We start from the raw sequence: 17,666 nt of genomic DNA, 5'->3' as shown, positions 1-17,666 counted from the left end.
CTCTCCGGGCGCCAGCCTAGGCTTCGAGCGCGACTTCCTCGCGCAGCCGCCAAAGCCCGGTGGCGTCGTGTTCATACAGACCGATGGTGCGGACCATGAACCGGGCCTCGTAATCCTGCAGGGACTCCAGTGCGGTGTCCATACCGGCTTCACTCACATCGTGGGCCACCGTGACGTGCGGGTGGTACGGGAAAGGCAGGTCCCGGGAGAGCGGCCCGCTCTGCATTTCCTTGTGCAGGGCTGTGCATTCCTCGTGCCCGGCATCCACCTGCAGGTACACCACGGGTGAGACGGGGCGGAAAGTGGCCGTGCCGCGCAGCGATATCTCGAAGGCCTTGTGCCGGCGTGCCACCTGACGGACGTGCCGGGCGGCGATATCCCAGTCCTCGGTCTCCGTAGTGGTCACCACGGTAATGTGCGCCGGGATCAACGCCGCCAGCGGATCCCCGAACGATGCCCTGGCGCGCTGCAGGTCCGAAGCCATGGGCTCCGGCACCCCGATCACGATTCCCACGCAGGTGCAGGCAGGCGCGTCAGGACCGCCGTCGACGCCGTCGGCGGTGCCTGCCTGGATACTCGGATTCCAAAGACTCATGGATCAGACCGCAGTGGAACCCAAAGGTAGGAAACCTACTTTGTTATACACATCGGCCAGTGTAGCGGACGCGGTTTCCCGCGCCTTGGCTGCACCGAGGGCCAGGAGCCGGTCCAGTTCCGCCGGATCCTCCAGCAGATACAGGGCGCGTTCCCGGATGGGCCGCACGTGCTCGGTGACGGCCTCCGCCAGGTCCACCTTCAGGTGGCCGTACATCCGGCCTTCATACTCCTTGACCAGCGTCTCGATGCTCCGCCCCGAAACCAGGGAGTAGATGGAGAGCAGGTTGCTGACCCCCGGCTTGGCTTCCCGGTCAAAGCGGATCTCCGTGCCGTCGTCGGTGACCGCCGACTTAATGCGCTTGGCGATGACCTTGTCCGGATCCAGCAGGTTGATCAGCCCGGCCGGTGACGCAGCGGATTTGGACATCTTGGCCGTGGGGTTCTGCAGATCATAGATCTTCGCGGCTGCCTTCTGCACGAAGACCTCGGGAACGGTGAAGGTCTCGCCGTAGCGGGAGTTGAAACGCTTGGCCAGGTCGCGGCTGAGCTCCACGTGCTGGCGCTGGTCCTCCCCCACGGGTACCCCGTGCGGGTTGTACAGAAGGATGTCTGCAACCTGCAGGATCGGATAGGTGAACAGGCCAACCGATGCGGCGTCGGCGCCGAAGCGCTGCTGCTTGTCCTTGAACTGCGTCATCCGGGACGCTTCGCCAAACCCGGTCAGGCAGTTCAGTACCCAGGCCAGCTGGGCGTGCTCGGGAACCTGGGACTGGACGAAGAGGGTGGCTTTCTCGACGTCCACGCCGCCGGCAATGTACTGGGCGGCGGTGACACGGGTGCGCTGCCGCAGGTCTGCGGGATCCTGCGGCACTGTGATGGCGTGCAGATCCGGGATGAAGAAGTAGGCGTCGTACTCCTCCTGCAGCCGGACCCAGTTCACCAGCGCGCCCAGGTAGTTGCCCAGGTGCAGGGAGTCGGCGGAGGGCTGCATGCCGGAGAGGATGCGCTGCCGGCCGGTGGGAGGAACTGAGGTGCTCATGAGTCTGTCCCTTGGAACTGGTAGTCGACCACGACGGGCGCGTGGTCGGAGAAGCGGCTGTCATAGGTGGGGGCACGGTCGACGACGGCGGATATGGCGCGTTCGGCCAGTTCCGGCGTCGCGAGCTGGTAGTCGATCCGCCAGCCGCTGTCGTTGTCGAAGGCCTGGCCGCGCCAGGACCACCAGGTGTAGGGCCCGGGGACGTCGCCGGCCAGCTTCCGGGCGACATCGGTGTAGCCGACTTCCTCACCGAGGAACCGGTCGAAGTAGGCGCGTTCCTCCGGCAGGAAGCCTGCCCGCTTCACGTTGCCCTTCCAGTTCTTGATATCCAAGGTGGTGTGGCCGACGTTGAGGTCCCCCACCACCAGGACGAAGTCGCTCTGCTGCTTCAGTGCCGGCAGCCGCTGGGCCATCACGTCAAGGAAGCGGTACTTGTCCACCTGCTTGGGCGTGTCCACCTCGCCGGAGTGGACGTAGGCGCTGACAACCGTCAGGAGCTTCTCGGCGCCGTCCACCGGCACCTTGAAGTCTGCCTCGACCCAGCGTCCGGAGAGGGCGAAGTACTCATCTCCGATGTGCTCGCGGGTGGCAACGGGAGCCAGGCGGGAGGCAATGGCCACCCCTGCGCGGCCCTTGGCTTCGGCCTCGGCGTGGAGGATGAACCATTCATCCCCGAGGAGTTCACGGACAATGGCGTCCGGCGCCCGGACTTCCTGCAGGCACAGAATGTCGATGTCCCGTTCAGCCAGCCAGTCGGCCATGCCGCGCTTGTAGGCGGCGCGGATGCCGTTCACATTTACGGTTGCAATGCGCAGCGCCTTTGCCGCGCCTGCGGTTTCTCCTGCTGATGCCAAACTCACGCGAATAACCATACTCCTCAGTAGCCTGCGGTTCATCTTGGGCGCGCGGACGGCGGAACAGCCGCGCAGCGGGTCGTCGAATGACCCGGCGGTGCTAGTCGACCAGGGTGCCTTCTACCGGCCCGCCGTCGTCCTTCTTGATCATGGAACGGGCGTTGTGGGAAGTGATCTCGATGGTCTCCAGCGCGCGGTCCACCTGGTCTTGGTCCTTGCCGAGGTTTTCGCGGATGACCCGGGACTGCACCTGAATGATCTTGAAGCTGTGGTCCAGCTTCTGGTCGCGGATGGTTGCAGCCTCATCGATGACCTGCACGGAGGGTACGGTGCCGGCTGCGCGGTTCAGGGTGTCCTGCGCCTCGGCGATCTTCGCGCCGGCCTTGCGGGCCGCGCCGCGCACGCTGAAGACCACAAACGCGAACAGGCAGAGCCAGCCCAGCGAGACAATGGCAACCAGCCAGCCCACGACGTCGTTCTCATTCGCGGCGAAAACCACTGCCACCAGGAACACAAGCAGCATGAGGGTCATGCCGATGGATGCCATCTTCTGGCTGATCCCGCGGCGGGGCTTGGACGAAGGCTGCGGCATCTTGCCGTTGGGGAGCGACTGCATGGCTTTATTGTCTCAAACTCGGACCCAAGGACGTTAAACCGTCCACCCGCGGCGAAACTACTGCGTGGTGTAGGCACCGTCCACGGCGTACTGGGCTCCGGTGACGAAGGCCGCACGGTCCGACAGCAGGAACAGCACCACATGCGCCACTTCGTCGGCGGTACCGAGCCGGCCGGCCGGATGGAGCCCCACCAGCGAGGTGTAAACCTCCCCCGGCAGCGCTTCCAGCAACGGCGTGTCGATGTAGCCCGGGTGTACCGAGTTGATGCGGATCCCCTGGTTGGCGTAGCCCAGCGCTGCCGCACGCGTCATGCCGGTGACCCCGTGTTTGGCCGTCACGTAGGGCACGGCAGTGCTGGAGCCGACCAGGCCGAGGATCGAGGACATGTTGACGATGGCGCCGCCGCCGGCCTGCTGCATGGCCGGAATCTCGTAGTACATCCCGTAGAACACCGAGTTCAGGTTCACGTCGATAACCCGCCGGTACCCTTCCAGATCCACCTCCGTGAGCAGTCCGAGGGGTCCGCTGATGCCGGCGTTGTTGAACGCCAGGTGCAGGGCACCGAATTCGCTGACCGCGGTGTCCACCGCACCTTTGACATCCTCTGCCCTGCCCACATCCCCAACGGAGGGCACTGCGGTTCCGCCGGCGTCGGAGATCTGGTTCACCACCACCTGGGCGGCTTCCAGATCGAGGTCATTCACGACGACGTTGGCGCCTTCCGCGGCCAGCGCCACGGCCGCAGCCCTGCCGATTCCGGATCCGGCGCCGGTCACGAGTACGGTTTTCCCGGTGAACTGATCAGCCATGGCAACTCCTCAGGGATGGGCCCGGCGGTTCTGCCGGGGTGCGCCTGGCTTCGGCTGCTGACCGGTGCCGGCCCCGCTCCCGCCCTGCGCAACCCATGATCCCCGCCCGGTTCCACTTGCGGAAGGCATCGGTGCAGGTGCCAGACTTGCCGGATGCAGATCATCTTCAGCACCGGAGACATCACGGCCAGTACCGCCGACGCGATTGTGAATGCGGCCAATTCCTCGCTGCTCGGCGGCGGCGGGGTGGACGGCGCGATCCACCGCGCGGCGGGGCCGGAACTGCTCGCTGCCTGCCGTGAGCTGCGGGCCGGAGCCTATGCACAGGGCCTGCCCGTCGGAGACGCGGTGGCTACGCCCGGGTTCTCCCTGCCGGCGCGCTGGGTGATCCACACCGTCGGCCCCAATGCGCGGGCTGGGCAGACGGACCCCGAGCTGCTGGCCTCCAGCTTCAGGCGCTCGCTGGAGGTGGCCGAGGAGCTCGGTGCCGCCACCGTGGCCTTTCCCGCGATCAGCGCCGGGGTGTACGGCTGGGACCCCGCGGTGGTGGCCGAGACGGGGCTGCGGACGGTGGCCGCCCATCCCGCCCGGAGTGTGCAGTCGGTGGAGTTTGTGCTCTTCAACCCGGGCCTGGAACGGCTGTTCCGCTCGGTTTGGGAGGAGCTGGCAGCTGATCGAGGAACGCCTACTTCAGGAACAGGGCCCGAAGTCGCCGGGTAGTCACCACCAGTCCCAGGGCGATCATCACAATGAAGTAGAGCAGGTGCCCGGCGGTGGACCAGTCGATCAGGCCCATGCTGAGCTGGCGCATCATTTCCACCCCGTGCCAGAGCGGCAGCGCCTGGATGACCCATTGGATGCCCTGGGGGTACACGCTGAGCGGGTAGAAGGTCGCGGAGAACAGGAACATCGGCAGCATGACAAAACCCACCCAGTCCAACTGCTGGAAGGTCTTCATATAGCTGGTGATGGCCATGCCGAAGGAGGCAAACCCGAAGGCCACCACCACGGCCGCCGGAATCATGAGCAGCGCCCACGGCGACGTGATCAGCACCATGGCCGCCATCACCGCGGTGAAGCCGGTGGCGTACATGGCCCCGCGCAACAGCGCGAGCAGGATTTCCCCGAGGGCGACGTCGAGCGGCCCCAGCGAGGTGGCGAGCATGCCTTCATAAAGCTTGGCGTAGTTCAGTTTGAAGAACACGTTCATGGTGGAGTCGTAAACGGCGCCGTTCATGGCGGAAACGGCCAGCAGCGCCGGAGCAATGTAGTTGGCGTAACCGATCTCCTGGCCGCCCGGCCCTGCAACGGTGCCGATCAGGGACCCCAGCCCGATACCCATGGCCACCAGGTACAGCACCGGTTCCACGAACCCGCTGATCATGACCGCGTAGTTGCTGCCCCAGGTGGCTTTGAGCCCGCGGGCGAAAACCGAGCGGATGTTCCGGGCGTAAAGGGACCCGAGAATACGGTTTTCCGGCGCCAGTTGGGTGGGGGCAAGCCGCGGGGCCGCGATCGCTCTTCCATGCGTCATTTTCCCAACCTCCGGGTGAAGTTGCGGCGCGCCAGGAGCCAGCCGACGACGGCAAGCAGCAGCAAATACGCCAGGTGCACCGCAGTCAGGGCCGGCGGTTCCACATAGCCGTAGCTCAGGATGCGTCCCAGCTCGGTGGAGTGCCACAGCGGGGAGATCCAGCCGATCCACCGGATGGCTCCGGGCAGGGATTCCAGCGGAAAGAAGGTGCCCGAGAACAGGAACAGCGGCATCACGATGAACCGCTGCACCATGGCGAACTGGCCCTTATCCTCTTCGAGGGAAGCACTGAAGGCCATCAGCGGCAACCCAAAGGCCACGCCGCCCAGAATGGCCGTGAAGATCATCAGCCAGGCGGTAGCGGGCCGATCAACGGCTCCGAACGCCAGCAGGAATGCAAAGTACGTTCCGGTGGTGATCAGCAGCCGGACGGAAAAGCCGATGAGGTGCCCGTCCACCAGCTGGCCGCTGCTTAGCGGAGAGGCGTTGGGGCCGTAATAGGTCCGGTGCCATTTGAAGCCGCCCATCACCGTATAGGTGTTCTCCTCGCTGGCGACCATGATCGCGGCGGTGGCCAGCAGCGCCGGCGCCACGAAGGAGAGGTAGGACACCGAGGTCCCGTTGCCGGCGTCGAACGCTGCTCCGCTGGTATCCACCAGCGAGGCAAGCCCCACGCCCATGCCAAAGAGGTACACCAGCGGCGTGCCCACCGCCGTCATGAGCACGGTCCAGCCATAGCCGCGCATGCGCCGGACCCAGTGTTCGGCGTAGTAGAGCGCGCCAAAGCGCCGCGCCCGGACCGCCGTCTCTTCCGGTGTCAGCGGTGAGCGCAGCCCCAGCACGGCATGGTGGTCAGCCGGGGCGGTGACAGGGCCGGAGGGCTGCCGCTCAGTCAACGAGGCTCCTGCCGGTCAGCCGGAGGAACACGTCCTCCAGCGAGGAGCGGCGCACCAGCGAGGTAATGGGACGCAGCCCGCGGGCGCTGACCGCCTCGAGGGCGGCCTCGCCGTCGTTGGCGTAGATCAGGACGCGGTCCGGAAGTGTCTCGAGCCGTTCGCCGATTCCTTCCAGTTCACCGGCCACCGTGGTGTTGCGCTCGGAGCCGAAGCGCAGCTCCAGCACCTCGCGGGTGGAATGCTCCCGGATCAGCGCAGCCGGTGAACCCTCGGCCATAATTCTTCCCTTGTCCACCACGACCAGCCGGTCGCACAGCTGCTCTGCCTCGTCCATGTAATGGGTGGTCAGGATCAGCGTGACGCCGGCTTCCTTGAGCCGGAAGAGCCGGTCCCAGAGGATGTGCCGGGCCTGCGGATCCAAACCGGTGGTGGGCTCATCCAGCAGCAGGATTTTGGGGTCGTTGATCAGCGACCGGGCGATGGTCAGCCGCCGCTTCATCCCCCCGGAGAGCGAGTCCACCCGTGCCTTGGCTTTGTCGGTGAGCTGGGCGAACTCCAGCAGTTCGTCCGCCTTGGGCCCGAGGTAGCTCTTGGGCAGGCCGAAGTAGCGGCCGTAGGCCAGGAGGTTGTCACGCACCCGCAGGTCCTCGTCAAGATTGTCCTGCTGCGGGACCACACCCAGGTGCGCCCGCACTTCGGGCCCGTAGCGGTCCGGGTCCAGGCCCATGATGGCCAGGTCGCCGGAGGTGCGGGAGGAAACACCGCCGATCATTTTCATGGTCGTGGATTTGCCGGCCCCGTTGGGTCCGAGCAGGCCGAAGGACTCCCCGGCCGGCACCTCGAAACTGATGCCGTCCACAGCGTTGAAACTGCCGTAGGTCTTGGTCAGGTTATGAGCGGAAATGACGGTAGCGGAGGCGGTCCGGGGAACGGTTTGGGATGGTGTGATCTGCGGCACTGCAACAGCCTAATGCACGCCGCCGGTCCGGAGCGCGCGCGGCGCGGCCCGGACCAGCGGCTAAATAACCGGAAGCGGTGCCTAGAGAATCCCGGCAGCGCGCTCGGCGGCCTCCACCACGTTGGAGAGCAGCATGGCCCGGGTCATCGGACCGACTCCCCCGGGGTTCGGGGAGATCCAGGACGCCACGTCAGCTGCCGCCGGCTCGACGTCGCCGGTCAGGGTGGTCTTGCCCGTCTCCGGATCGGTCACCCGGGTCACGCCCACGTCCAGCACGATGGCCCCGGGCTTGAGGTCCTCGGCCCTGATCATTTCCGGGAACCCGGCGGCGGCCACCACCACGTCGGCTTCCTGCAGGTGTTCAAACAGGTCCACCGTGCCGGTATGCGCCAGGGTCACCGTGGCGTTGATCGGACGGCGGGTCAGCAGCAGGCCCAGCGGGCGGCCCACGGTGACGCCGCGGCCGACCACCAGCACCTTCTTGCCGTTCAGGGAGATCCCGTTGCGGACCAGCAGCTGAACGATCCCGTGCGGAGTGCACGGCAGCGGAGAGGTCATCGGTTCGCTGACGTTCAGGACCAGCCGGCCCAGGTTCACCGGGTGCAGCCCGTCGGCGTCCTTTTCCGGGGCAATCCGTTCCAGGATCGCGTTGGTGTCGATATGTGCCGGCAGCGGCAGCTGGACGATGTACCCGGTGGTGGCAGGATCGGCGTTGAGTTCGTCGATGACCTTCTCCAGGTCCTCCTGGCTGATGTCTTCGGGCAGGTCCCGGCGGACCGAGTTGATGCCCACCTGCTGGCAGTCCTTGTGCTTGCCGCCCACGTAGGAATGGCTGGCCGGGTCGTCACCGACCAGGACGGTTCCCAGGCCCGGGGTGATGCCGTGCGTCTCCTTCAGGACCGCGACACGCTCCGCCAGTTCTTCCTTGATCTCCCGGGCAGCCTTGCGGCCATCGAGGATCTGCGCGGCGACCGGAGTGCCGAAGTCGGTCTTCTCCTTTTTCTCCCAGCCCAGGTTCACGCTGTCGGTTTCGGGTGATTCCGGCGGGGTTTCCTGCACGTTGGCGGAGCCTTTCTGCGTCGTGGTGTCTTTCCGTGTCACGGAGCCTTCCATATTGGTTCCCTTTTCCATGGTCGTTACCACTGTTCCTGTCCGGGGTAGAGCGGGAAGTCCGCGGTGAGGGCCTGGACGCGGGCACGCAGTGCCTCAACATCGGGGGCCGGTTTCAGGGCCGCGGCGATGATCTCCGCAACCTCGGTGAATTCCGCGGCGCCGAAGCCCCGCGTTGCCAGGGCGGGGGTTCCGATGCGCAGGCCGGAGGTGACCATGGGCGGGCGCGGATCGAACGGGACCGAGTTGCGGTTCACCGTGATGCCCACCGAATGCAGAAGGTCTTCGGCCTGCCTGCCGTCCAGCGCGGAGTTGCGCAGGTCCACCAGGATCAGGTGCACATCGGTGCCGCCGGTGAGGACGGAGACGCCGTGTTCAGCGACGTCGGGGGCGTTGAGCCGGTCGGCAATGATCCGCGCACCTTCCAGCACGCGTTCCTGCCGTTCACGGAACTCTTCGGAGCCGGCAATCTTGAAAGCCACTGCCTTGGCGGCGATGACGTGCATCAGCGGACCGCCCTGCTGGCCCGGGAACACTGCCGAGTTCAGCTTTTTGCCGTACTGCTCCTTGGCGAGGATGACACCGGAGCGTGGTCCGGCGAGGGTCTTGTGCACGGTGGAGGTGACGACGTCGGAGGCCGGCACCGGGTTCGGGTGCAGGCCGGCGGCCACCAGGCCGGCGAAGTGCGCCATGTCCGTCCAGAGGTAGGCCCCCACCTCCTTGGCGATGGAGGCGAACGCGTCGAAGTCCAGCTGGCGGGGATAGGCGGACCAGCCGGCGATGATCACCTTCGGCCGCTCGGCGAGCGCCTGCTCGCGGACCTTGTCCATGTCCACCCGGTAGGTGTCCTTGTCCACGCCATAGGCCGCCACCTCGTAGAGTTTTCCGGAGAAGTTCAGCTTCATGCCGTGGGTCAGGTGTCCGCCGTGGGCAAGATCCAGCCCCATCAGCTTGTCGCCGGGTGAGATCAGGGCGGCCAGGGCCGCTGCATTGGCGGAGGCACCGGAGTGTGGCTGGACATTGGCGAACTCGGCGCCGAACAATTCCTTTACCCGCTCGATGGCCAGGTTCTCGGCAACATCCACGTGTTCGCAGCCGCCGTAGTAGCGGCGGCCCGGGTAGCCCTCGGCGTACTTGTTGGTCAGGACCGAGCCCTGGGCCTCCAACACGGCGCGGGGAGCAAAGTTCTCCGAGGCGATCATTTCCAGTGTGTCCCGCTGGCGGGCCAGCTCGTCGTTCAGGACCGCGGCAATTTCCGGGTCGACGTCCGATAGCCGGGCGTCGGTCACTGGCTGGGTGGATAGTCTCACAAGGATCTCCTGGGGAAGGGGTTCTATGGGTCAGGCAGACTGCCGGGCACATCCCGACACTCTGTATAAGACAAAGAGCCCGGGCATGACAAACAGAAGGCGTGACCTCCGGCCCAGGCGTGCGATCCGTGGTCTGTGCTGCTTGGCCGCTCCCTGGTGGTGACCCACCTAACGCCAGTTGCGACGTCACCATCGTATCGGAAGTCGGGCTTCACACCCCCTCCCCGCCGTCACAATGGGCGGCCGGACGGAATAGGCAGGCCGGCCCGACGGTTGGCAGAAGGGAAGACATCCCGGAAGGCGGATTCATGGCGCACTCCAGCGCGGTCGAAGTTGATGTGGCGGTGATCGGCGCCGGACAGGCCGGCTTAAGTGCCGCCTACCATCTGCAGCGCCGGGGCCTGGCCCCCGGCACCGGTTTCGTGGTCCTGGATGCCAACGATGGCCCCGGGGGCGCCTGGCGGCACCGTTGGGATTCGCTGACCCTGGGGTCCGCGCACGGCATCCATGACCTGCCCCGCTTTCCGCTGGGCACCCCGGATCCCCGCGAGCCGGCATCGTCGGTGGTCAGCCGCTACTACGGCGCCTACGAGCAGGAATTCGGGCTGCAAGTCCAACGGCCGGTCCGGGCCCTCACGGTGACCGAGGCCGGGACGGACCGGCTCCTCGTCGCTACGGACCACGGATCCTGGCTGGCCCGGGCCGTCATCAACGCCACCGGCACCTGGGACAAGCCGCACTGGCCGCGCTATCCGGGACAGGAGTCCTTCAGCGGCACCCAGCTGCACACCCGGGACTTCACCAATGCAGGAGACTTCGCCGGTCGCCGCGTCCTGGTGGTGGGCGGCGGAACCTCCGCCGTACAGTTCCTGCTGCAACTGCACGACGCCGGTGCCGGCACCGTCTGGTCCACCCGCAGGCCGCCGGAGTTCACCCGCACCCCGTTCGACGCCGAGTGGGGACGCGACGTCGAGCAGCAGGTCAGCGAGCGCACCCGTGCCGGGCTTCCCCCGCTCAGCGTGGTTGCAGCAACCAAGCTGCCGCTGACCACCCAGTACCGGCAAGGGATCGACGACGGCGTCCTGGTTTCCCGGGGCCCTCTGGCCCGGTTCACCCGGACGGGGGTGGTCTTCGCAGACGGCAGTACGGCAGAGCTGGACACAGTCCTGTGGGCCACGGGGTTCCGTGCGTCCCTGGACCATCTGGCTCCCCTGCGGCTGCGCGGACCGGGCGGGGGTATCCGGATGGACGGACCTCAGGTGGCGGGCCGCCCGCAGCTGTTCCTGGTTGGCTACGGGGAATCCTCCTCCACGCTGGGGGCGACGCGGGCCGGGCGCGCGGCGGCGACGGCAGCGCTGGAGCTGCTCACCGGCTCCTCCGCCCCGACCCGGCCTGCGGAGCCCTCCCGAAGCGGTTCCTAGTCCACGTCCTCCCAGATGAAGCCGGTCACCGTCCCCTGTTCCCAGTCACGGCGCAGGACAGAGTAGGTGACGGAGGCGATCCGGCGCCCGTCATCCAGCGGCCAGTCCTCCCGGTAGTGCGCCTCCTTCAGGAAGCCTGACCGGAGGAACGTCTTGCGCATGGCAATGTTGTCCTCCCTGGTGCGGCCCGCAAACCGCAGTGCCTCAGGCCGGTCCGTGAACACCAGCCCGGTCAGGGCCTGCAGCACCGGAACCCCGGCGCCGCGCCCACGGGACTCTTCCACCAGGCGCAGGTCGAACGTGGGGCACAGGCTGTCCAGCCGCTCCACGATGGCCAGCCCCAGCCGGTGGTTGTCTCCAAAGACCCAATAGGTGCAGACGCCGTCGGCCTCAAAACGGCCGTCGAGAACCAGCTGGCGGACCAGGGCCTCCGACGGCGCGGTGATCCGGTGGAAGGGGAAGGCATTGGTTGTCAGGAACTTGACCAGCTCTTCGACGTCCTTGTCGGAGAGCGGCATGAAGGTTACGTCCATTTCCTTAGCCTAAGCGAGCCTCTCCCGGGCGGGTAACCTTGAAATGTGAGCGACTTTCCAGCACCTCTGCCAACCGACGCCAACACCGGCCCAGCGGCCTACACGCTGACTCTGTCCTGTCCGGACCAGCCAGGGATAGTCCACGCCGTCTCCGGCGGGCTTGTGGCAGCGCAGGGAAACATCATCGAATCCCAGCAGTACGGCAGCCGGGAAACCGGGACCTTCTTCATGCGCGTCGACTTTGCCGCTCCGGGCTCCCACGCCGAGGTCCGGGCCGCACTGGCTCCGGTGGCCGACGCCTTCGGCATGGAATGGCAGCTGCACAAGGCCGGCACTCCGGTACGGACCCTCATCATGGCGTCCAAAGCCGGGCACTGCCTCAACGACCTGCTCTTCCGGCAGCGGGCGGGAACGCTGCCGATCGAGATCCCGGCAATTGTCTCCAACCACCAGGACCTGGCGGAGTTGGCGGCGTTTTACGGTGTGCCCTTCCATCACATTCCCCTGGCTCCTGCCGGCAAGGAAGCGGCTGAGGAGCAGCTGCGCGGGCTGATGCAGGACCTGGATATCGAGCTGGTGGTGCTGGCGCGCTACATGCAGATCCTGAGCAACGACCTTTGCCGCGACCTTTCCGGCCGGGCCATCAACATCCACCATTCATTCCTGCCCTCCTTCAAGGGCGCCCGGCCGTACCACCAGGCCCATGCGCGCGGGGTGAAACTGATCGGTGCCACGGCGCACTATGTCACCTCCGACCTGGATGAAGGGCCGATCATCGAGCAGGAAGTGATCCGGGTGGACCATGCCCGTTCGGCCACGCAGCTGGCCGCCCTGGGTTCCGATGTCGAAGGCCGGACGCTGTCCAAGGCGGTCCAGTGGCACGCCGAGCACCGGGTGCTGCTCGACGGCAAGCGGACCATCGTTTTCAACTAGGGGCAGGCTTTGGGCCCGGACCAGCGTTTTTGCGTATCCGGCTAGGCTGGCCGCATGGCAAACATCATTACGCTCCGGGGCCAGACCCCCACCGTCGATCCGTCCGTTTTCCTTGCCCCCACTGCGTCCCTGATCGGCGACGTCGTGATGGCGGCAGGCTCCAGCGCGTTTTACGGCGTCTGTGTGCGCGGGGACTCCAACGCGATCCGCGTCGGCGCCGGGACCAATCTGCAGGACAACGTGGTTCTCCACGCCGACCCCGGGTTCCCCACCACCGTGGGCGAGCGGGTCAGCGTCGGCCATGGCGCCGTGGTGCACGGATGCACGGTGGAGGACGACTGCCTGATCGGAATGAGCGCCACCGTGATGAACGGGGCCGTGGTCGGCGCCGGTTCCCTGGTGGCTGCCGGAGCAGTGGTGCTGGAAGGAACAGTCATCCCTCCGCGCTCGCTCGTCGCCGGGGTTCCGGCAAAGGTCCGGCGGGAGCTTACGGACGAGGAGTATGCCGGCGTCCGGCAGAATGCGGCGACCTACCTGCAGACTGCCGCAGCGCACCGCGACGCCATGCAGACCCCGTAGCGGACACGAAGATGGGTTCAGGACATCACACCAAGAGCAGGGCTTGCGTTCACTTCTTGACGACAACGAGGTGATGTAGCACGCTGGGGCATATGCCAGAGAACACAGCCCCAGCGTTGCGGCCCAGGACAGCTGCGGGCGTCCATCCCGGAAAACCCGGATCGCAAAGCGCGCTGCGCCAACGCAACCAGCAGCGGATCCTCTCGGCGCTGGCAACCGGCGGACCGCAGACCCAGGCCGAGCTCTCCCGCCAGACCGGGCTCTCCAGTGCCACCGTCTCCAATATCGTGCGGGAGATGAACGGGAACCGGCTGGTCATTACCGAGCCCACCACCAGCTCCGGGCGCCGCGCCCTGTCCGTGCGGCTGAACGACACCGGAGCGGTTGCGGTGGGCATCGACATCGGCCGGCGCCATGTCAGGGTGGTCCTGGCCTCGCTCGGCTACCGGATCCTCGAAGAGGAGGCGGTCCCGCTTCCGCTCGGCCACTGTGCAGAGGAAGGCATGGACGCAGCCGCCGATCTCCTGGCCAAGCTGCTCGGCCAGGCGGGTGTGGACCGGGCCGCAGTCCTGGGGGCCGGCGTCGGCATCCCGGGCCCCATCGACCGCCGCACCGGAACGGTGGTCCACGGAGCGATCCTGCCGGAATGGGTGGGCATCAACATCCGCGAGGCCCTGGCGGAACGGCTCGGGACCCCCGTCCACGTGGACAATGACGCGAATCTGGGCGCCCTTGCCCAGGTCACCTGGGGACCGCACCGGGGCACCGACAACCTGGTCTTCGTCAAGGTGGCCTCCGGCATCGGCGCCGGACTGGTCATCAACGGCGCCCTTTTCTACGGGCACCTGGGCATCACCGGTGAAATCGGCCATGCCACCGTGTCCGAGCACGGGGTGGTCTGCCGCTGCGGCAACCGGGGCTGCCTGGAGACCGTCGCATCCACGTCCGTCATGATCGAGCTGCTGAGCCGCGGAGCCGGCGAACCGATCCAGACCGCAGACATCGTGGACAGGGCAGCAGCCCGCGACCCGGCCACGCTGCGGATCATTGACGACGCCGGTCTCGCCGTCGGGCGTGCGGCCGCCAACGTGGCGAACACCCTAAACCCCGAAATCATCGTCCTTGGCGGTTCGCTGACCGGCCTGGGTGACACCTTCCTGGCGCCGGTGCGCCGCGGATTCATCCGCCATTGCGTACCGCTGGTCGGGGAATCCACCCAGGTTTTGATGTCCAGCCTCGGGGACCGGGCCGAGGCCCTCGGTGCTGCCGCCCTGGTGCTGGGCAGGCACGGAGCCCTTCTGGGTTAGCCCCGGCAAGGCCTGTGCCGCCCGCCTTCGGACTGCTGGAAAACCACCTGCCTTCACCCCCTGTTGCGTTCAAGACTTGACGGCAACCCGTTGCAGGAGTTTACTGCTATATCGGCTCACATTGTGATTTGCATCATCAACGAGTGTGAGCTGTATCTAGACAATGAAGTCCTAACTGGAGGCACCCATGCGAGCAGCACCAGCAGCTCCACCACCCGGCGCAGGTTGCGCCACCTGCCGCAACGGCTGGAAAGCCAGCCATGACGGCTAATCCCACCATTCTGGAAATGCGCTCCATCACCAAGGAGTTTCCGGGGGTCAAAGCCCTCTCGGATGTTTCCCTCACCGTCCATGCAGCGGAGATTCACGCCATCTGCGGAGAGAACGGTGCCGGCAAATCCACACTGATGAAGGTGCTCTCGGGGGTCTACCCTTACGGCAGCTACAGCGGTGAGATCGTCTTCGAGGGCGAAGAGGTCCGGTTCAAGGACATCCGCTCCTCAGAGGCATCCGGAATTGTCATCATCCACCAGGAACTGGCGCTGATCCCCGAACTATCCATCGCGGAGAACATCTTCCTTGGAAACGAGCCCCGCCGGTTCGGTGTCATCAACTGGGACAAGGCAAACCAGGAAGCCATAGAACTGATGGCGCGCGTGGGGCTGAGCGATGACCCCACCACACCGGTGAAGGACATTGGCGTCGGCAAGCAGCAGCTGGTGGAAATCGCCAAGGCGCTGAGCAAACGGGTCAAGCTGCTGATCCTCGACGAGCCGACAGCCGCACTGAACGAGACGGACTCCACGCACCTGCTGGACCTGATCGCCGGGCTGCGTGCCAAGGGCATCTCCTGCATCATGATTTCGCACAAGCTCAATGAGATCGAACGGATCGCGGACTCCATCACGATCATCCGCGACGGAAAATCGATCGAGACCATCGACGTGGCCCTCGACGGCGCCGATGAAGACCGCATCATCAAGGGCATGGTGGGCAGGTCGCTGGAATCCCGTTTCCCAGACCACACGCCGCAGATCGGCGAGACCTTCTTCGAGGTCAGCGGCTGGACGGTGGGCCATCCGCAAATAGCCGACCGGCTGGTCTGCAAAGGGTCCAACTTCCACGTCCGCCGGGGAGAGATTGTCGGCTTTGCCGGGCTCATGGGTGCCGGCCGCACCGAACTGGCCCGCTCGGTGTTCGGCCGGTCCTACGGCAACTTCATCTCCGGCACCATCGTCAAGGACGGCCGCGAGATCACGCTCAAGTCAGTGCCCTCGGCGATCCGGCACGGCCTGGCCTACGTGACCGAGGACCGCAAGTCCCTGGGACTGAATCTCCTGGATGACATCAAGGCCACCACGGTCTCGGCGGACCTGCAGAAAATCACCAAGGGCCTGGTGGTCGACGACGACGCCGAGTACCGCTACGCCGAGCAGTACCGCACGAGCCTGCGCACCAAAGCGCCCAGCGTGGACGAGGGAGTCTCCAAGCTTTCCGGCGGAAACCAGCAGAAGGTTGTCCTGGCCAAGTGGATGTTTACCGACCCGGACCTGTTGATTCTGGACGAACCCACCCGCGGCATTGACGTGGGGGCCAAGTACGAGATCTACGGCATCATCCAGGAGCTGGCCAACCAGGGCAAAGGCGTCATCGTCATCTCCTCCGAGTTGCCGGAACTTCTAGGCCTCTCGGACCGTATCTACACCATTTTCGAAGGCGCCATCACCGGAGAGGTTTCCAAGGCCGAGGCCACTCAGGAAAACCTGATGAGGCTCATGACCTCCTCCGGCAGGAAACCCGCTGACTACGCCACTCAAGGAAACCCCTCATGAAAGCACTCAAACAACTCCTGGGCGGAAACGGCCGCCAGTTCGGAATGGTCGTCGCGCTCGTCGCGCTGGTGGCTGTCTTCCAAATCGCCACCGGCGGGAAGACGCTCACCTCCACGAACATGATGAACCTGTTCAACGGCAACTCCTACATCCTGATCCTGGCCGTGGGCATGGTCTTCGTGATCATTGCCGGACACATCGACCTCTCCGTGGGCTCCGTCGCGGCGTTCACAGGGATTGTGGTGGCCATGGCCATGCGCGACTGGGGCCTGCCCTGGTACATGGGCATCCTGCTCGGCCTGGCGCTGGGAGCACTGATCGGCGCCTGGCAGGGCATGTGGGTGGCCTACGTCGGGATTCCCGCGTTCATTGTCACGCTCGCCGGGATGCTCATTTTCCGCGGTGCCAACCAGTGGATCGGCCGTTCCAACACGGTTCCTGTCCCCTCCGAATTCCAGGTCATCGGCTCCGGTTACCTTCCCGAAATCGGCCCCAACACCGGGTACAACAACCTCACCGTCCTCCTTGGGCTGGGGCTGTGCGCCGCCGTCATCCTCGGTGATGTCCGCAAGCGCCGGCGCAATGCCCGGCTCGGGTCGGAAAACCCGCCGCTGTGGGTCTCGGTGGTCAAGACCGGCCTGCTCTGCGCTGCCATCGTCTACGCCACCTACCTGTTCGCCACCGGCCGACCGGGAACCTCGTTCCCGGTCTCGGGCATCATTCTGGGCGCACTGGTCATCATCTACGCGTTCGTCTCGAACAAGACCATCTTCGGCCGGCATGTGTACGCGGTCGGCGGCAACCGCCACGCCGCCGAGCTGTCCGGCGTCCAAAGCAAGAAGGTCAACTTCCTGGTCATGATGAACATGTCCATCCTGGCCGCGCTGGCCGGCATGATCTTCGTGGCTCGGGCGACCGCATCCGGCCCCGCAGACGGCACCGGCTGGGAACTCGATGCCATTGCGGCAGTGTTCATCGGCGGCGCTGCCGTGAGCGGCGGCGTGGGAACCGTCGTCGGCTCCGTAGTGGGTGGCCTGGTCATGGCCGTACTCAACAACGGCCTCCAGCTGCTTGGCATCGGCGCGGACCGCACGTCCATCATCAAGGGCCTGGTGCTGCTGCTGGCCGTCGCCCTTGACGTGTGGAACAAGACGCAGGGCAAGCCGTCCATCATCGGCCTGCTGACACGGAACTTCGGCGGCGGCACCAAGTCCAAGGAGCCGGCCGTACCGGCTGCCCAGCCCGAACCGATGCCCACCGGCACCAAATCCGTCATCGGCACCGATGCCTGAGCCCGGCCCGGAACCTTCCGCGGCCACCCCAATCACCACCACCGT

The 17,666-nt window shown here is 66.0% G+C and carries 18 protein-coding genes and 1 riboswitch; of the genes, 7 read left to right on the top strand and 11 right to left on the bottom strand.

The annotated features are described in order from the left end of the window. Positions 1 to 16 precede the first annotated feature (16 nt). The 5 genes from KKR91_RS04490 to KKR91_RS04470 form a co-directional block, all read right to left on the bottom strand. The gene (locus KKR91_RS04490) at positions 17 to 595 is read right to left on the bottom strand and encodes a 2'-5' RNA ligase family protein (RefSeq protein ID WP_210230208.1); all 579 of its coding nucleotides are present in this window, start codon (positions 593 to 595) and stop codon (positions 17 to 19) included. Positions 596 to 598: 3 nt separating this feature from the next. Next, positions 599 to 1,636 carry a tryptophan--tRNA ligase gene (gene trpS, locus KKR91_RS04485; RefSeq protein WP_210230206.1) on the bottom strand — a complete coding sequence of 346 codons (1,038 nt, stop codon included), beginning with the start codon at positions 1,634 to 1,636 and terminating at the stop codon, positions 599 to 601. Beyond that, complete coding sequence (locus KKR91_RS04480) at positions 1,633 to 2,496, bottom strand: exodeoxyribonuclease III (RefSeq protein WP_237687487.1); 864 nt, start codon at positions 2,494 to 2,496, stop codon at positions 1,633 to 1,635. The genes trpS and KKR91_RS04480 overlap by 4 nt, the downstream gene beginning before the upstream one ends. A 94-nt stretch (positions 2,497 to 2,590) precedes the next feature. Then, positions 2,591 to 3,106: a hypothetical protein gene (locus KKR91_RS04475; protein WP_210230203.1), complete on the bottom strand. Its 516-nt coding sequence runs from the start codon at positions 3,104 to 3,106 to the stop codon at positions 2,591 to 2,593. Between the two features lie 57 nt (positions 3,107 to 3,163). Then, positions 3,164 to 3,916 (bottom strand): SDR family NAD(P)-dependent oxidoreductase, encoded by a 753-nt coding sequence (locus tag KKR91_RS04470; RefSeq protein WP_210230202.1) that lies wholly within the window; start codon positions 3,914 to 3,916, stop codon positions 3,164 to 3,166. 153 nt (positions 3,917 to 4,069) lie between these two features. Here KKR91_RS04470 and KKR91_RS04465 point away from each other — a divergent pair, with 153 nt between their 5' ends. Beyond that, complete coding sequence (locus tag KKR91_RS04465; protein ID WP_210230201.1) at positions 4,070 to 4,636, top strand: O-acetyl-ADP-ribose deacetylase; 567 nt, start codon at positions 4,070 to 4,072, stop codon at positions 4,634 to 4,636. On the opposite strand, the gene KKR91_RS04460 is transcribed toward KKR91_RS04465, so the two are convergent. The 5 genes from KKR91_RS04460 to glyA form a co-directional block, all read right to left on the bottom strand. After that, the gene (locus KKR91_RS04460) at positions 4,602 to 5,450 is read right to left on the bottom strand and encodes an ABC transporter permease (RefSeq protein WP_210230200.1); all 849 of its coding nucleotides are present in this window, start codon (positions 5,448 to 5,450) and stop codon (positions 4,602 to 4,604) included. The two genes, KKR91_RS04465 and KKR91_RS04460, sit on opposite strands and share 35 nt — an antisense overlap. Then, on the bottom strand, positions 5,447 to 6,346 hold the full coding sequence (locus tag KKR91_RS04455; RefSeq protein ID WP_237687486.1) for an ABC transporter permease: 900 nt from the start codon (positions 6,344 to 6,346) through the stop codon (positions 5,447 to 5,449). Before KKR91_RS04455 ends, KKR91_RS04460 begins: the two co-directional genes overlap by 4 nt. Then, positions 6,339 to 7,304 (bottom strand): ABC transporter ATP-binding protein, encoded by a 966-nt coding sequence (locus KKR91_RS04450; RefSeq protein WP_210230199.1) that lies wholly within the window; start codon positions 7,302 to 7,304, stop codon positions 6,339 to 6,341. The genes KKR91_RS04455 and KKR91_RS04450 overlap by 8 nt, the downstream gene beginning before the upstream one ends. An 81-nt stretch (positions 7,305 to 7,385) precedes the next feature. Beyond that, entirely contained in the window at positions 7,386 to 8,318 is a 933-nt protein-coding gene (locus KKR91_RS04445; protein ID WP_237687580.1) for a bifunctional methylenetetrahydrofolate dehydrogenase/methenyltetrahydrofolate cyclohydrolase, read from the bottom strand. A 122-nt stretch (positions 8,319 to 8,440) separates the two neighbouring features. Further along, positions 8,441 to 9,724, bottom strand: a complete 1,284-nt coding sequence (gene glyA, locus KKR91_RS04440) for a serine hydroxymethyltransferase (protein ID WP_420481420.1) — start codon at positions 9,722 to 9,724, stop codon at positions 8,441 to 8,443. Positions 9,725 to 9,828: 104 nt separating this feature from the next. Next, positions 9,829 to 9,916, bottom strand: a riboswitch (ZMP/ZTP riboswitch). A gap of 116 nt (positions 9,917 to 10,032) precedes the next feature. Here glyA and KKR91_RS04435 point away from each other — a divergent pair. Further along, entirely contained in the window at positions 10,033 to 11,145 is a 1,113-nt protein-coding gene (locus KKR91_RS04435; RefSeq protein ID WP_210230197.1) for an FAD-dependent oxidoreductase, read from the top strand. Here KKR91_RS04435 and KKR91_RS04430 read toward each other — a convergent pair. Then, complete coding sequence (locus tag KKR91_RS04430) at positions 11,142 to 11,678, bottom strand: GNAT family N-acetyltransferase (RefSeq protein ID WP_210230195.1); 537 nt, start codon at positions 11,676 to 11,678, stop codon at positions 11,142 to 11,144. The genes KKR91_RS04435 and KKR91_RS04430 overlap by 4 nt on opposite strands. Positions 11,679 to 11,723: 45 nt before the next feature. On the opposite strand from KKR91_RS04430, the gene purU reads away from it, so the two are divergent. The 5 genes from purU (at position 11,724) to mmsB (ending at position 17,621) form a co-directional block, all read left to right on the top strand. Then, positions 11,724 to 12,611, top strand: a complete 888-nt coding sequence (purU, locus tag KKR91_RS04425) for a formyltetrahydrofolate deformylase (RefSeq protein WP_237687485.1) — start codon at positions 11,724 to 11,726, stop codon at positions 12,609 to 12,611. Positions 12,612 to 12,665: 54 nt separating this feature from the next. After that, positions 12,666 to 13,190 (top strand): gamma carbonic anhydrase family protein, encoded by a 525-nt coding sequence (locus tag KKR91_RS04420; protein WP_210230193.1) that lies wholly within the window; start codon positions 12,666 to 12,668, stop codon positions 13,188 to 13,190. Between the two features lie 92 nt (positions 13,191 to 13,282). Further along, entirely contained in the window at positions 13,283 to 14,497 is a 1,215-nt protein-coding gene (locus KKR91_RS04415) for an ROK family transcriptional regulator (RefSeq protein ID WP_210230191.1), read from the top strand. Between the two features lie 260 nt (positions 14,498 to 14,757). Beyond that, positions 14,758 to 16,329 carry a multiple monosaccharide ABC transporter ATP-binding protein gene (gene mmsA / locus KKR91_RS04410; RefSeq protein ID WP_210230189.1) on the top strand — a complete coding sequence of 524 codons (1,572 nt, stop codon included), beginning with the start codon at positions 14,758 to 14,760 and terminating at the stop codon, positions 16,327 to 16,329. Beyond that, entirely contained in the window at positions 16,326 to 17,621 is a 1,296-nt protein-coding gene (gene mmsB / locus KKR91_RS04405; protein ID WP_210230187.1) for a multiple monosaccharide ABC transporter permease, read from the top strand. Before mmsA ends, mmsB begins: the two co-directional genes overlap by 4 nt. Positions 17,622 to 17,666 lie beyond the last annotated feature (45 nt).

This window comes from Arthrobacter jiangjiafuii, from assembly GCF_018622995.1.
Taxonomy (GTDB): domain Bacteria; phylum Actinomycetota; class Actinomycetes; order Actinomycetales; family Micrococcaceae; genus Arthrobacter_B; species Arthrobacter_B jiangjiafuii.
Note: the sequence above shows the minus strand (reverse complement) of the source record. Positions and strands in the feature narration are given on the sequence as shown.